The following is a 14476-nucleotide window of genomic DNA, read 5'->3' as shown; positions in this document are numbered from 1 at the left end:
TCCTTATCATGGTCCTTGCCATGCTCTCCGGCACCACGTGTAGCATCTCCCTGTAGGTGCCTACGGGATCCTCTACCAGTGACTCAGCAAAGGAGCGGCCGTGTATCATGTAAAAGTGGCTGTCCAAGTTAACCACCATCCCCAGGGCCACCTTCCTTAGCGCTGCGTCTATCAGCTTAACGGCCTGCTCCTTTGAGACCAAGGCGATCAACCGTGAAGCCTACAGTATACTTTATGGAGTGCCAAATATATTAGTTCTCAGACATCAGCTTTATGATGTTACTCTGCAAGCGCCTTGAAAAGACGGTATTACCCTCCTGAGGTGGAATATTAAAGATTGGAAAAGTCAAACAAGAGCCCTGCGATGTGGCGGACCCGGGGGGATTTGAACCCCCGACCACCGGCTTAGGAGGCCGGCGCTCTGTCCTGGCTGAGCTACGGGTCCACCGGCCTCCTCGCAGAGGGGTAGCCCACAACCTTATTTTAACTTTACTGGATTCCTAGGGCCAGAAGTAAGCATCGTACCTAATGGCTTAGCTATCGCTCACCTGATCCCTCCTCAGCACCCCTGTCAGGCAGTGCACGCCCCCGCCGCCCTTGAGAACCTCGTCAACCTTGACCTCTATCACGTCAACTCCCTCCGACTCCAGGACCTTCCTGACAGGGTCGCAGCCAGCGCCCATGACCACCCTGAGGGGCCTGAGGGCCACCATGTTAAGGCAGAGCCTTGCGCTCACGCCGCCAGGCAGCTGGGAATACTCTATAGGCACTACATTAAACCCAAGCCTCTGCAGCCTGTCCATTGCCTCCCACGGGAACATCTGCCTCACCGTTACTATAGTCCTCACGTCAACCTGAGCTATGTACTCGTCTATGTGGATGACGTTTATGGGTACCTGCACCTCGACTACCTCCTCGACTCCCATGGACTTCACCGTCTCTATGAAGGACCAGAGGCCCTTCCTGTTGGTCCTCTCCCCCACGCCGGCGATCGCCACGCTGGGGGAGAGCATCATGGCGTTGCCCCCCTCAAAGACCTCGTCATCCTCCATAACCTTCGCTATAGGGTAGCCAAGGCTCTCTATCTTCTCCTTGAAGGCCACCTCCTCGCCCCGACGAACCTCATACATAAACCTTGATATTATCGCGCCTGAGGGCCCCATGAAGAACGGGTCCCTGGCGTACATGGCATTCGGCTTGTCAGTTAGGCCCTCAACAGTGTGAACCTCAACCCCTTCCTTTCGATAGACCTCTATTAAGCTCTCAACCTCACTCCTGGCCTCCTCCAGGTTCAGGGGGGAACGGAAGAGGTAACGGCGGTAGTTGCTCTCGTTAACTATAGTCACCTCCTGGCCGGGCACGTGCATTAAGACCTCCCTTAGCCTGCCCACCTCCGAGCTGACCAGAAGGCCTCCCATGCGAGGTCCCAGGCTAGGCCTGATGCCCAAACATTAAATTTCTGTTAACTTGAGCGCACTGAAGGCCACTCAGGAGTTATACTTCAGAAGTGACGGGTAGAAGTACCTCTTGCCTGCCCTTCCTTTAGCCTCGTCCCACTCGTGAAGTATCCTCACGGCCTCGTTCGCCACCTTTATTAGGTTCTCCTCGCCGGCGTGCGCAACAAACTCGTCCCTGACCCTCTGGGCGTATACCGCGTGTACCGCCCCTGCCCTGAAGCCGTAGATGTTGGCCAGGGTGAGGAGCGTGGCGCTCTCCATCTCAAAGTTCAGCACCCTCATCTGCCTCAGGTCAGGCATTAGGTTCCTTGACCAGCTTGGCATGTAGCCCCCGTAGCCCGGCCTCCCCTGGCCCACGTAAAAGCTGTCGGTTGAGGCCGTGACCCCCACGTGGTACCTGACCCCGAGGCTCTCAGCTGCCTCTACCAGGGCCATGACTACTTCATAGTTGGCTGATGCCGGGTAGCCAGCTGGGGCGTATTGGTAGCTGGTGCCGTCCATCCTGACGGCGGCGGCAGTTATTATTAGATCCCCAACTTCTATGTCGTCCTGTATTGCCCCAGTGCTCCCAACCCTTATCATGGTGTCAGCGCCGAGCTCAAGTAACTCCTCAACGGCTATGGCCGTGGCCGGCCCCCCTATGCCAGTAGATATGACAGCCACGTCAACTCCCCTGTAGAGGCCCCTGAAGCTTGAGTACTCCCTCCTCTGGGCCAGCCTCCAGCTCCTGTCCCAGGATGAGGCTATCCTTGAGGCCCTCTCAACCTCGCCTGGCAGCAGCACGTACCTTGGGACGTCGCCCTTCCTGAGGCCCAGGTGGTAAACCCTGCCCTCAGAGTCGAAGGGCCTTGAAGCCGAAGACATGCGCTCCTCCAAGCAGACCCCTGCGTGGGCAGGCCTTGCTTAGAACTAAAGCTCTTCCTCCTCGGGCTCCCCTCCCTTAGCGCTGCTGTTCCTGCACAGTGACCTGAGGAGAGGGTAGAGGAAGTCCTTCGGCTCCCTTGAGGCGGCCCTGTCGACTTCAACATAGACTGGGAGGTCAAGGTCATCAAAGAGCCTGACCCTGTCCTTTATCACGCCGTTCTCAGGCTCGGCCATTATCGTAGGCATAAACGCCACGTAGCCGAGGCCGTTAGACCCCTCAACGGCACCCCCGACAAGCACGGCAGAGAAGCCGTTCTCGCGGGTCCTCACGTCCAGGAGCTCCATCACTTGCTCATAGTCCAACGTGAGTATGCCGTTGCCGGGCTCGGACCTCATCCTTATGAAGTTTGACTGAAAAGGCAACATAGTGCCTATAACGACGTCAGCCCCATTATATGACAGGGACCTGAGGACCTCGGGGTAGTTTATGTCCTCGTCAACGAAGATCCCGACCTTCACGTTAGTGCGCCCGACCTCGAACACCAGGACGTCCTTGCCTGGGGTGAGCCCGCTCTCCCTCTCCTTCCTTGTGAGCGCCACCTTCCTGTACTTGCCTACTAGCCTTCCGTTTGGGCCCACAACTATTGTTGTCAGGTAGAGCCTGGGCCCAGCCCTCTCGACGAGGGGGCCGGCTATTACATAGACCCCGTACTCCTCGCTAACTTTCGACACCATGGTTAGGGTGGGGCTCAGCTGCATCTCTGACTCTGAGATCCTCTCAGCAAAGCCCTTGAGTATCGAGGGGACCTTCTGGTCAGGGTAGTAGCCCACTATGGGGCCCGTGACCGGGTAGGCCGGGAGAACCAGTACATCGACTGGATGATCACTAACTGCCTTAGCCGCTAGCTCAAGGAGCCTCTTGGTGTTGGTCCTCCTGGCGCCAAGCCTTATGCGGGTGTGGAGCACTGCTATCCTCAGCGGCATCGCCAGCACCTGCAGCTCTTGGTTCAGTTAGGCGAAGTGGACTTAAAGCCTATACAGGCTTTTGGCTTATATCATTAAGGGAAGGCTTTCGCCATCACTGTTATAGCACTGGCCTAAGACTAACAACGAAAAACAAAAAGACCATCTTCTGTAATATTAGAAATTTAGAATGCAATCGCCAGCAGCTTACTTCTTCTGCTCACCCTGCTGCTCAGTGGCAGTCTTCTTCTTCTTTGCCAATTCAGGTCACCGGCCCTTACGGGCCGAGGATACTTTGTACTTGCCTGCACTCTTAAGAGTTTATACCCTCGAGGGCGGGGAGGCTGATTCAGGTTCCTATCTTTGGCGTTATACTCCATAGGAGTACGCTCATGGATGCTCAGAAGCCGGGCGGCCTAACCCTAAGGACCTCCTCGTTCACTAGCGTCGGAGGCCTCTCCCCCCTGCTGAAGGCTTCGAGGTTCCTGTAGACGAGCTCCGCCATCCTTGCCCTTGTCTCCCTCGTGGCGCTGCCAATGTGGGGTGTCAGCACCACGTTGCTCAGCTTAGTTATTGGGTGCGATGGGTCAAGGGGCTCGTTGGGGTACACGTCAAGGCCTGCCCCTGCTATCCAGCCCTCCTTGAGGGCCCTATATAGGGCGTCTATGTCGACTACCTTCCCTCTGGCCGTGTTCACTAGTATGGCCGTCCTCTTCATGAGCCTCAGCCTGGCCTCGTTGACCAGGTTCTGGGTCTCTGGCGTGAGGGGCACGTGCAAGGTCACTACGTCGCTCTCCTTGAAGAGCTCGTCTATGTCGACATAGGTTGCCCCTAGGGCCTCCATCTCGGGGTGCCTCCTCCTGCTGTTGTATATTATGTTCATGCTGAAGCCCTTGGCCCTCTTGGCGACCGCCTGCCCTATTCTGCCACCTCCCACTATGCCCAGCGTCTTGCCCACCAGGTCAAAGCCTAGCATCATAGTAGGGTGCCAGGCCGCGCCAGAGCTCCTCCAGCCCCCGTTCCTGACGTAGGCGTCTGACTCCACTATCCGGCGGGCCACAGCAAGTATGAGGGCCCAGGTCAGGTCTGCGGTGGCGTCGGTGAGCACGTCAGGCGTGTTAGTAACGTAGACGCCGTGCTTTGTGGCGCACTCAAGGTCCACGTTGTCAAAGCCTACGGCGTACTGGGCTATGATCCTGAGCTCGGGGCTCAGGGCCTCTATCACGTCGCACGTAACCTTGTCCTCAAGCGTAGTGACCAGGGCCTGAGCGCCCCTGGCCCTCGAAATTAGCTCCTCCTTGGTTGGGGGCCTGTACTCAGGCCACACGTCAACCCTCTGGAAAAGCTTCTTCACAGACTCAAAGGCAGGGAACGGGATCTCCCTGGTCACAAAGAGCCTGAGCTCCAAGCTCTCACTCCTGGCTAGTCGCGGAAGCTTGGATTAAATACAGTAGAGTAAAACGCCTCACTAATAGCGGGCCAGCTAAATTACAGCCTACTAGGGTGCAAAGGTACAGGCTATAGTTCAAGGCTTTTATATCAATTGACCTCAAAGGTTTTCTGGCGCTTAGCTTGACCTACATAGGCATAGTCAACTTCGTCTGGGTCAGGCAGTACGAGGCCTTGGTGTATGCAGTGGGTTTTGTGGTCTTTCTATGGCTTCTCTACGCGGCTTATGATGGCTACAGGCGGTGGACCCACGGCCTGACCAAGTGGAAGCTCATGTGCTGGCCGCCTGGCTACCCAGTTTCCACGGCGCTGAGGAACTTCGCCAAGTTCGCGCTGCTGCAGTGGAAGACCCTGAGGCAGCGCTTCCCAGGGGTCATGCACGCGCTGATATTTTACGGCATAGGGTGGCTCTTCATAGCGACCATACTCAGGGCAATAAACATGCACGTGGTTGTCTTCCTCACTGGCGACGTGTTTTATGTGTACAAGCTTCTCAACAACGTGGCCGGCCTAATGGTTATAGTAGGCGCGTCCATAGCCATTGTAAGGAGAAGGCTTAAGCTCACGCCCAACCTGCCCCAGGACCCCTACTACTACCTTGTGCTGGGCCTCCTCCTGGTCATTGTCGTGACTGGCTTCCTCGTTGACGGCATAGCCGGCGTGGCCTACAGGTACACCTGGGAGAGGCCCTGGTTTGACCCGGTCGGCTACCTCGTGTTTATGTGGGCCAGAACCGTGCCCGTGCCAGAGCTCCAGGAGATCTACAGGGGGCTGTGGCTCTTCCACATGAGCATAGCCATGGCAGCCCTGGCCATAATACCGTTCACTAACCTCTGGCACATCTACGCGGCGTCCCTTAACGTGACCTTCCAGAGGCAGGGCACGGCCCCCCAGGGAGTCAAGCCCGTGACGGACCTCGACGAGAGGATAGAGCAGGGCAAACCCCTTGGAGTGGTCAAGCTCTCTGACACCACCTGGAAGCAGCGCCTGGACTTTGACGCCTGCACCTCATGCATGAGGTGCACCAACGCCTGCCCAGCCTTCGCCGCAGGGAAGCCCCTGAGCCCCAGGGATGTAATAGTTACCATGCGTGACGCCATGAGGGAGGGCCTCTGGGACCAGCAGGTTTGGGGCAGCGGAAGGCTACAGGTTAACCCTGAGGCGCTCTGGAGCTGCGTCACCTGCGGGGCCTGCGTCTACGAGTGCCCTGTCACCATACACCACGTTGACACTATAATAGACGTGAGGAGGGGCATGGTCAGCGTGGGCTCTGAGGACGTCCCCAAGGACGCCCTTGACGCGCTTTACAGGCTGCAGCAGAACGGCAACCCGCTGGGCGCGAACCCGTATGATAGGGAGCAGTGGCTCAACGAGCTCGCCCAGAAGTACGGCGACGACATAATAGCTAAGGAGGGGGAGGAGTACGATTACCTCTACTGGGTGGGCTGCATAACCTCCTATGACCCAAGGATAAGGCCCGTTGCTGAGGCCATAGTGTCGCTCCTGAAGTCCGCGGGCGTTAAGGTGGCCATACCGGCTGAGCAGGGGTGCTGCGGCGAGCCGGCGAGGGCCATAGGCGACGAGGCCCTCTACGTTGAGCTCATGAAGCAGGCGCTGGAGGTCCTCAGCAGGTACAAGTTCAAGAAGCTTCTGGTCAACTGCCCCCACGGGTTTAACAACTTCAAGAACAACTACAAACTCTACAGGGACTACCTAGCCAAGAGGGAGGACACGGCTAAGCTTGCCGAGGTCCTGGACAGGCTTGAGGTTGAGCATCACTCAGTTGTGCTTGCCAGGCTGGTCAAGGAGGGCAAGATAAGGCCTGGCAAGGGGATTGACGCAGTGGTGACGTACCACGACCCGTGCTACCTCGGCAGGTGGAACGGCGTCTACGAGGAGCCCAGGAGCGTCATAGAGTCCACGGGCCTCAGGATAAGGGAAATGCCGAGGAACAGGTCCAGGAGCTTCTGCTGCGGCGGCGGTGGCGGGCAGCTGTTCTACGAGGTGAAGAAGGGGGAGCGCATCTCTACGCTCAGGGCTGAGGAGGCCTCAAAGACCTTGGGCGAGGGGGGCAGGAGGGTCGTAGCAGTCGCCTGCCCGTTCTGCAACACTATGTTCAGGGCTGAGTCAGGCAAGTTCAACTTCGAAGTTATGGACATAGCTGAGATACTTAGGGCTTCAGTCAAGGAGGACAAGGGAAGCTCATGACGAAGCCTTCTTAACTGTTATTATTAGGACTCCTCCCCTAAGCTCCGACTTGGCGGTCCTTGGATCAACGGGCTCCGGCAGCGCCTGCTCCCCGCTGTAGTAGCTTACCTTCCTGGCCCACGACACCTGGCCGTAGGCCTTCCTCAGGGCCTCGCTCCTTATCTGGGCCTTTACCGCTATCCTGTCCCGGGTCAGCTTGACGTCAACGGTGCGCGGGTCTGAGCCTGAAAGGTCCACCACTATTACCAGGTGGTCGCCCCTGTCGTGTATGCTTATGAGCGGGCTCAGCACGCCGCTCCTGAGCTCCTTGAGCCTCTCCTCGAACAGCTGCTCAGGCCTCATCTCCTCCTCAAGGTCGTCCACCATGGACCTCATCCAGGCCTCCATCTCGTCGAAGTCTGACATTATGTCGCGCATTATCCTCAGCGCCCTCTTCCTCATGCGCTCGAAGATGTCGTCGTATGACATTTCTGGTCAGCCCTCAGCTATATATTAGTGGAGCCCTGTACTCATAGCCCTTACCTACCTTGGCCAGGGCGTCCTTGGCCTCCCTGGCCATGCCCTGAAGCCTCAGCCTCAGGGTCTCGGCCTCCTGGAGCAGCTGGCTCACGTCGACGCTTATCCCAGTGACCCTCGAGAGCCCCTGAACCGCAAGGGCCGCGGCCTCCGGGTCAGGTATGTCAACAAATGAGTCGGTCAGCAGCAGTAGGGTGTTTACTCCTCTCTTCACGGACTCCTTCAGTATGGTCGCATAGGGGCCCACTATGAGGCCGTCAGGGAACGGCTTCCCCATGTCCTTTAGCGGCGCGGCCAGCGCCTCGGCCTCAGGAGTGGTTGCGAGCCAGTAGAGCGAGGGCTGAGCCTCAGCCCTAGCTGGGTTGCCGAGGCCGGAGATCCCTATTATGTACTCTATCCCCCTCTTCCTGGCGAACTCCACTATAGCGATAGCTAAGGGCACTATGCCGCTGGCAACCGGCATTACCTCAGTTACGAGGACGGCCATGTTACTGCCTGAGTATATCCTTATCGGGTACTTAACCGAGCCGTTGACTACGACAGCTGCTGGGGGTAGGTAGCCGTAGCTTTCTATGCCTACGGCGTCGTTTAGCTTGAGGCTCCCCACTATGTGGCCTGATGCTATAGGACCTACCAGGCCGGCGTCCGGTATCCCAAGCACTAGGTACTTGGGCTTGCCAAGCTCGCCGTACTCTATGAAGTTGTAGCCTAGGATCTCCTCTTCATAAGCCGCCAGGGGCACCCTGCAGCACCTTCCTACTGCTGCGCCGCAAACAATAATAAATAAAATAAAGAACACGACATGTATTGGCGATGCCAGGCGATCTTACCCCTTGCAACAGAGGCCTAGTCTGCCCAGTGGGTCTCGGTTAGAACACTCAAAACTCAAGGCGCTATATGGCAAGCTTTAGCGATATATCGGAAAGAAACTCATATTTGCTATTTAATAACAGTCCTTGTCTAACCCGTAATAAAGTTTTTGTACCTGTTCAGCCAGAACATGTGAGTCGGCAAGGGTGGTGACCTAGAGTGACCTTGAAGGTTTCGATAGACCCCAGGGATAACTGCATAGCAGACATGGTGTGCGTGAGCCTTTGCGGAGACGTCTTCGAGATGAGTGACGTGGACGGCAAGAGCCAGATAATAGCCAAGTGGAGGACGGACCCCAACACGATAAATGTTGGCCAGATACCAGACGATATGAAGGACTGCGCTGAGGCTGCCCAGCAGAGCTGCCCCACTAGCATAATTCACGTCGAGCCCGCATAAAGCCCTGCAATATCTTAAATTAAGAAAAAGTAACCAAAGCGCCCCTTTTTGCAGGTTCAATAACTCATGTACATGTAGAGTTCCACAGGTGATGGGTACATCCTTATGGTGTCCGACTCCCTCCTCTTGACCTCTATGTAAGAGTCTATCAGCTCCTTGCTCATAACGGGCAGTAAGTACTGGTAGTCACTCTCCAGGGCATCAAGGGCCTCGTCGAGGCTTCTGGGCAGCGTCTTGAGGCTCTCGCCCTCCATCTCATAGACGTTGTCACTGACCGGGTCGCCGGGATCTATCTTCCTAACTATGCCATCGTAGCCCGCAAGGAACGTAGCCGCCAGGGCCAGGTAAGGGTTGCAGAGGGGGTCTGGGCTCCTGAACTCCACCCTCGCCAGGTCCTTGTTACCTCCTGTGGCCGGCACCCTCACAGCGGCGCTCCTGTTGGAATAGCCCCACACGAGGTACACTGGAGCCTCGTAGCCAGGCACGAGCCTCCTGTAGCTGTTAACGGTAGGCGCCACGAAGGCCGCAAGGCTCCTGCCGTGCTCAAGTATGCCCCCTATGAAGTACCTGGCGGTCTGGCTCAGCTCGCTGCCATCCCCTGCAAAGAGGTTGTTACCCTTGGAGTCCCATAGGCTCAGGTGGAAGTGAAGCCCGCTACCGTTGTCGCCATAGAGCGGCTTCGGAAGGAAGACCGCAACCATGCCGTTCTCCCTGGCCGCCTGCCTGGCCACCTGCTTGAATGTGACTATTTCATCAGCTACGAACAGCGGGTCGCCGGCCTTCACGCTCACCTCCGACTGGGACACCGCGACCTCGTGATGAGTCGCGTTGAAGTCATATCCAAACGCCCTGAAGTACTTCAGCATCTTCTCCCTTATGGGCTCAAGGGTGTCCATGGGCTCTGGCAGGTGGTAGGCCTTCTTAACTACGCCGTGCGGCGCCTCCGTGTCCCACGGCTGCTCCTGGCTCACCACTGAGTAGCCTATGCCTTTCAGTGGGTTTATGATGTCTATCTTAATGGACTTGAAGAGGAAGAACTCGACCTCAGCGCCTGCAAGGGGGTGGTACCCGTTGTCGGCAAGGTACTTTATTACGGCCTCGGCCACGTACCTTGGGTCCTTCTGGTACCTCTGGCCGCCCGGCTCGTATATTTTGCCAAGGACTCTGGCCCTCTCGGGCCTCCACGGTATCCTTGAGAACGTTGACTTGTCGGCTGCCAAAAGCAGGTCGCTCCTGTTTATCGGCTCGAAGCCCTCAACGCTGCTGCCGTCAAAGGCTGCAATGATTCCGTCTGACTTCTTAAGGTAGCTCTCGTAAGGTATAGTTACTGAGCGAACGACTCCTGGTAGGTCTATATACTGTACTTCCAGGAACTCAGGATCCTTGCCTGCCTCGGCCTCGCCCATGTCGGCCTCACAGGCAAGGTAACCTGTAGCACACCAGGTTATAAATTTTTCTGAGCCTTTTCAGATAAAACACCAGCTTTAATTTTTATGATAGACATATACAAATACTTGTAGGATTATGGTGGAAGGCTTTTAACCGCTGTACATTTATTTGTCCCACTCTGTATACTTTAATAGGGAGCAGCTTGAAAGCCCTCACCTCCGATGAAGGGTCCCTGGAGGGCCGCGTCCTTCCCCGCAAGGTTCAGAAGCTTGGCACCTCCTCGCTCATAATAACGCTGCCGCGCGACTGGGCTAGGTCTCACGGCCTCAAGGCAGGAAGCATGGTAACTATAGTTGAGGATGGCGATAGGCTTGTGGTCATACCCTACGTCAAGGGCAGGCCCCTCACCGCGTCCTTCTCGCTTAAGCACCTCAACATATGCAAGCACCTGGGGCGCATGGTCTTCTGCGCTTACCTATCAGGCCTTGACGGGCTCACCTTTTACTCCAACAGGCCCATAAGGACTGACCTGGTGGAGAAGATAAGCAAGGTCTCAGATACAATAAACAACGACAGCGTCAAGGTCTACCTAAACAACATGTACGAGGTCAACGTCACCATAGAGGAGTACAGGGATGATATAACCAACGCGCTGGCCAACTACGGCAGGAGCCTCGCCTCAGCCTTCTCAAGGCTCTCCCAGCACGTCGCCGGCATAAGGATGACCGAGGAGGAGCTTGAGAGCATTTACAGCGACCTGAGGGGGCTAGCGTTCAGGACCCTCAGGTCAGGCGCCAAGGGAGTGGGCTATGGGATATCGCAGGAGCACCTGAACAGGCTCCTCATGGCTGGAGTCGGCTTGATGGTTCTCGTCAACGAGTCCTTCTACAAGCTCGGCAAAGATCTCCTGACCCTGGACAGCCAGCTCACGCAGGACGAGAAGGAGAGAGTCAAGTTCCTGTTCCAGGTGCTTGAGGTATCGCTGGTGGCCGCCTCGCTCGGGGTGGAGCCGCCGAGCATAAAGAAGGAAGAGGACGCGTACTTCAAGCTCAAGAGCCTGCTTGACCTTGAGGGGGAGCTCAGCGACATAGTGCGCGGCTCAACTGCCGCCTACGCCTACATATTGGCAAAGACCCTGGACATAGCGAGAATAATAAAGAATATAGAGGAGACGCTGCTCTGCCACGCGCTCTTTAAGAAGTACTCTGGGTCCGAGCAAGAGATATGATGTAGCTTTCAGCCCTGAGCAGCGACGAGAGGAAGCTCTCAGTAACTGAGGTGAGCTCTCCCTGTAGCTGAGGGTCAGGCCCGTTTACTAGAGACTTTGCTATAGCTGAGAGGTTCTGGGCCGCCTGCTCCGCCTGTGAGAGGTAGCCATTAAGTGTGGAGTTGGCCCCCAGCTCGCCCCCGATAAGCTGCAGAGACTTTATGGCCTCCACGCTTAGGTTGGCCGCCTCCGAGGCGGCCGTGGCCAGCTCATACCTATAGTAGACGCTGGGGGTCTGGTTGGCCTCGATAGTCAGGTTCACGGCAACGTCAAAGCTTTTCACTGCCACCAAGTTAAGCTCCAGGGACACGTTGGTTACCAGGAGTGACCTCTCGGCACTTAGCACGTTTACTGTAGTGTTGAGGTACCTCGTTAGGTTCTCATAATCCTTGAGGAGCTTGACGCTGTCGTTTAGCAGCTTGGCGGTTTCCAGGGCGTAGCCTGTGACGTTCTGAAGCTTTGAGCTGACGCTGTTGTACCTCTGCTGTAGGGAGGTGTAGTTGAAGTACCACGCTAAGTTTGTAGAAATTAGAACTACAGCAAGCGCTATTAACACTATGAACGCCCCTGCCTTAGACCTAGGGCCTCCCTGCTGGGACAAGTCTTGAACCTGAGCAGGCACACGCCTAAGAGCCTATTAAGCTTATCTGAACAGCCTAACTTAAGAGCCTTGAGGGGGCTAGCAGCTTGAACTCCATATGCAACGGCCGCAGGCCCGTTATAGTGTTCTCTGGTCAGCCGGGCTCAGGCAAGTCTACCTACGCGAGGAGGCTCGCGGCCGAGCTCGGCCTAAGGTACTACACCACCGGTCAAGCCTTCAGGAGCCTGGCGGAGAAGATGGGGGTCAGCCTAATGGAGCTGAACAGGCTCGCTGAGAGAGACCCCTCCATAGACCTTGCTATAGACGCTGAGTCACTCAGCGAGGCCAGGAAGGGATGCGTCGTGATAGACAGCCACCTGGCCGGGTGGCTCCTCAGGGACCTCGCTGACATCACGATATATATCAAGGCGTCACTGCCTGAGAGGACAAGGAGGATAGCCCTAAGGGACTCTAAGCCTGAGAGCGAGGCCCTCTTTGAGGCCTCGCAGAGGGAGATAAGCCACTGGGAGAGGTTCGCCAAGTACTATGGCATAGACCTAAGGGACCTGTCAAGCTATGACCTGGTAATTGACACCACAAGGATGGGCATCGAGGAGACCTATCAGGTGATCCTTACCTTCGTCAAAAAGGCCCTCTCCGTTTGACTTCGCTGAAGCCCTGCGCTTAAGACTTAGCTATGCAGATCTCTATGCTGCTTACCCTCCTCGTCTTCTGCTGGTTCGTCTGTGGGTCGGTGACAGTTATGTCGTGGCTGCCTATGTCAATGCCCTTTATCGTGACGTTCTTGGCGAACCTGCTCCTCACTATCTCAACAGTGTCCACAGCCTTGGTTATGTTCCTTCCCCTGGCCTTTATCACCACCTGACTGACGTTCTGCTCCATTAGGGTAGTCAGGACTGCCAAAACATAGTTCATTACAGGCTTCTTACCGATCCTTACCTCAGGTGCGCCCTCACAGACCATTTCGGACACCTCAGACCTAGACCTATGGACTGATTTGCAGTAGGACTATAACTCATATAAAAGCTTTTTGGAGCCCCAAGCCTCCTGAGGCGGCGTTTTACAGAACCTTGCGGTGGCATACTTAATTGAAGCTAGCGCTTTTAACTTCTCCAAGTTGGAAGTGGACTATGAAGAGACGTGAAGTAAGTAGTGGCAGGAGGAGATCGCAACATGATAGTGTATGATCCGCTCTTCGGGCTTTTCGCCTTTATGATGGCCTACTGGTGGCTCCTGATCCTAACCTCAATAGCCGCCGGAGGCGCAGTGGCTTTAATGGCAGCCATAGCGCCTAAGGCAATCAAAGGTGAGCCAAAGAGCCTGGCGGGCCTGAGGACTTCTATGGCTATAACAGCCATAGCAATAGTGCTGGCAGGGGTCGGCGTCTTCATAGGGGTGGCCGAGCTAATAGGCTACATCTTCGGGTACGCCCTTGTGGGCTCCTACCTAGTAATGACGGCCGTCATCTTCACGTTCTTCATAATATTGATACAGTGGCTCCTCTCGCCGTTCTTCATAAACCTGGTCTACAGGACCCACCCGCCCAGGACTGACGAAGAGAGGAAGTACCAGGCCATGCTAGAGGAGGTCGCCAAGAGGAGCCACATAAAGACCCCTAAGCTCAGGATAGCCGAGACTAACATACCAAATGCCTTCTCTTACGGCAGCCCCCTGTCCGGCAGCTACGTGGCCGTGACCAGGGGGCTCCTTAATCTGATGCCTGACGACGAGGTCGAGGCTGTACTGGGCCATGAAGTGGGCCACCTCAGGCACAGGGACGTCTCATGGATTTTGGCGCTAAGCGTCATACCCCTAGCGGTTTACTACCTGGGCCAGATGCTAATCTGGAGCGGCTTCTTTGGGGGCGGTGGCGGCGAGGAGAGGGGCAGGGGTGGCGGCATCAACGGCGGCATACTCTTAATGCTTGTCGGAATGCTGCTGGTGGTTGTGGGTGTCGTCTTCAGGTTCCTGGTCGGCAACTTCAACAGGCTAAGGGAGTACTACGCTGACGCCAACAGCGCCATGGTTACCTCCCCAAGGAAGATACAGAGGGCCTTGGCAAGGCTTCACATTGCAGTGGAGGGCAACAACTACTTTAAGCACCAGGTCAACTCCAGCAGCGGCTCCATGCTTAAGGCGCTCTTCATAGTGGCGCCTTTCGTTGAGATAAACGGAGGCTTCCTGTATGAGCCCGACGAGAACGCGTGGCCCTGGAGGAGGAGAAGGGAGCCCGACCTGAGCAGGTACAGGGACTATGACGTGGACCAGCTCATAGAGAAGATAAAGAATGAGAGGACGGACCCGGTGGCTGAGATGTTCGCGACTCACCCACCCATACCTAAGAGGCTCAGGTTCATCGACAACATAAAGTATTCCGTGAACCCTGTTGAGCCGTAACTTAGCCCGCACTCCTCCTTTTGTTTTAGGCAAAGGTAACCCTTTGCCTAAGGTTCTTTCTCAGATCGCAGCACAATGGATAATACCGAAACCAGA

At 56.2% G+C, this 14476-nt stretch carries 14 protein-coding genes and 1 tRNA gene; 5 read left to right on the top strand and 10 right to left on the bottom strand.

Annotated elements, in window-relative coordinates:
* Nucleotides 1-367: 367 nt before the first annotated feature.
* The 5 genes from ACZ5GQ_RS02965 to gyaR all read right to left on the bottom strand — a co-directional run bounded on the left by ACZ5GQ_RS02965 (nt 368) and on the right by gyaR (nt 4692).
* Nucleotides 368-445: transfer RNA gene (locus ACZ5GQ_RS02965), tRNA-Arg, on the bottom strand.
* 88 nt (nt 446-533) lie between these two features.
* Entirely contained in the window at nt 534-1418 is an 885-nt protein-coding gene (locus ACZ5GQ_RS02960; protein WP_498857144.1) for a dimethylarginine dimethylaminohydrolase family protein, read from the bottom strand.
* Between the two features lie 69 nt (nt 1419-1487).
* Nucleotides 1488-2333, bottom strand: coding sequence for a nucleoside phosphorylase (gene udp / locus ACZ5GQ_RS02955; RefSeq protein WP_498857143.1), 846 nt, complete (start codon nt 2331-2333; stop codon nt 1488-1490).
* A 33-nt stretch (nt 2334-2366) separates the two neighbouring features.
* On the bottom strand, nt 2367-3305 hold the full coding sequence (locus ACZ5GQ_RS02950) for a carbon-nitrogen hydrolase family protein (protein WP_498857142.1): 939 nt from the start codon (nt 3303-3305) through the stop codon (nt 2367-2369).
* A 379-nt stretch (nt 3306-3684) separates the two neighbouring features.
* Entirely contained in the window at nt 3685-4692 is a 1008-nt protein-coding gene (gene gyaR, locus ACZ5GQ_RS02945; RefSeq protein WP_498857141.1) for a Rossmann-fold NAD(P)-binding domain-containing protein, read from the bottom strand.
* A gap of 164 nt (nt 4693-4856) precedes the next feature.
* On the opposite strand from gyaR, the gene ACZ5GQ_RS02940 reads away from it, so the two are divergent.
* A complete protein-coding gene (locus ACZ5GQ_RS02940; RefSeq protein ID WP_498857140.1) occupies nt 4857-6941 on the top strand; it encodes a (Fe-S)-binding protein in 2085 nt (694 codons plus the stop codon).
* Here the strand turns inward: ACZ5GQ_RS02940 and ACZ5GQ_RS02935 are convergent.
* Both ACZ5GQ_RS02935 and ACZ5GQ_RS02930 read right to left on the bottom strand, forming a co-directional pair.
* Complete coding sequence (locus ACZ5GQ_RS02935) at nt 6936-7409, bottom strand: Hsp20/alpha crystallin family protein (protein ID WP_498857139.1); 474 nt, start codon at nt 7407-7409, stop codon at nt 6936-6938. The two genes, ACZ5GQ_RS02940 and ACZ5GQ_RS02935, sit on opposite strands and share 6 nt — an antisense overlap.
* A gap of 13 nt (nt 7410-7422) precedes the next feature.
* Nucleotides 7423-8199 carry a proteasome assembly chaperone family protein gene (locus ACZ5GQ_RS02930; RefSeq protein ID WP_498857138.1) on the bottom strand — a complete coding sequence of 259 codons (777 nt, stop codon included), beginning with the start codon at nt 8197-8199 and terminating at the stop codon, nt 7423-7425.
* A gap of 287 nt (nt 8200-8486) precedes the next feature.
* On the opposite strand from ACZ5GQ_RS02930, the gene ACZ5GQ_RS02925 reads away from it, so the two are divergent.
* A complete protein-coding gene (locus ACZ5GQ_RS02925) occupies nt 8487-8726 on the top strand; it encodes a ferredoxin (RefSeq protein ID WP_498857137.1) in 240 nt (79 codons plus the stop codon).
* A 56-nt stretch (nt 8727-8782) separates the two neighbouring features.
* Here ACZ5GQ_RS02925 and glnA read toward each other — a convergent pair whose 3' ends face one another.
* Complete coding sequence (gene glnA / locus ACZ5GQ_RS02920; RefSeq protein ID WP_498857136.1) at nt 8783-10132, bottom strand: glutamine synthetase family protein; 1350 nt, start codon at nt 10130-10132, stop codon at nt 8783-8785.
* Nucleotides 10133-10317: 185 nt separating this feature from the next.
* Between glnA and ACZ5GQ_RS02915 the strand changes: the two genes are divergently transcribed.
* Nucleotides 10318-11343, top strand: a complete 1026-nt coding sequence (locus ACZ5GQ_RS02915) for an AbrB/MazE/SpoVT family DNA-binding domain-containing protein (protein ID WP_498857135.1) — start codon at nt 10318-10320, stop codon at nt 11341-11343.
* On the opposite strand, the gene ACZ5GQ_RS02910 is transcribed toward ACZ5GQ_RS02915, so the two are convergent.
* Complete coding sequence (locus tag ACZ5GQ_RS02910; RefSeq protein WP_498857134.1) at nt 11309-11983, bottom strand: hypothetical protein; 675 nt, start codon at nt 11981-11983, stop codon at nt 11309-11311. The genes ACZ5GQ_RS02915 and ACZ5GQ_RS02910 overlap by 35 nt on opposite strands.
* Nucleotides 11984-12069: 86 nt before the next feature.
* On the opposite strand from ACZ5GQ_RS02910, the gene cmk reads away from it, so the two are divergent.
* Nucleotides 12070-12627 carry a (d)CMP kinase gene (gene cmk / locus ACZ5GQ_RS02905; RefSeq protein ID WP_498857133.1) on the top strand — a complete coding sequence of 186 codons (558 nt, stop codon included), beginning with the start codon at nt 12070-12072 and terminating at the stop codon, nt 12625-12627.
* Between the two features lie 19 nt (nt 12628-12646).
* Here cmk and albA read toward each other — a convergent pair whose 3' ends face one another.
* Nucleotides 12647-12946: a DNA-binding protein Alba gene (gene albA / locus ACZ5GQ_RS02900; RefSeq protein WP_498857132.1), complete on the bottom strand. Its 300-nt coding sequence runs from the start codon at nt 12944-12946 to the stop codon at nt 12647-12649.
* A 210-nt stretch (nt 12947-13156) separates the two neighbouring features.
* Between albA and ACZ5GQ_RS02895 the strand changes: the two genes are divergently transcribed.
* Nucleotides 13157-14380 (top strand): M48 family metallopeptidase, encoded by a 1224-nt coding sequence (locus ACZ5GQ_RS02895; protein WP_498857131.1) that lies wholly within the window; start codon nt 13157-13159, stop codon nt 14378-14380.
* The last annotated feature ends 96 nt before the right edge of the window (nt 14381-14476 follow it).

This window comes from Caldococcus noboribetus, assembly GCF_055389385.1.
The sequence above is the reverse complement of the archived record's forward strand: the minus strand, read 5'-3'. Positions and strand labels throughout refer to the sequence as shown.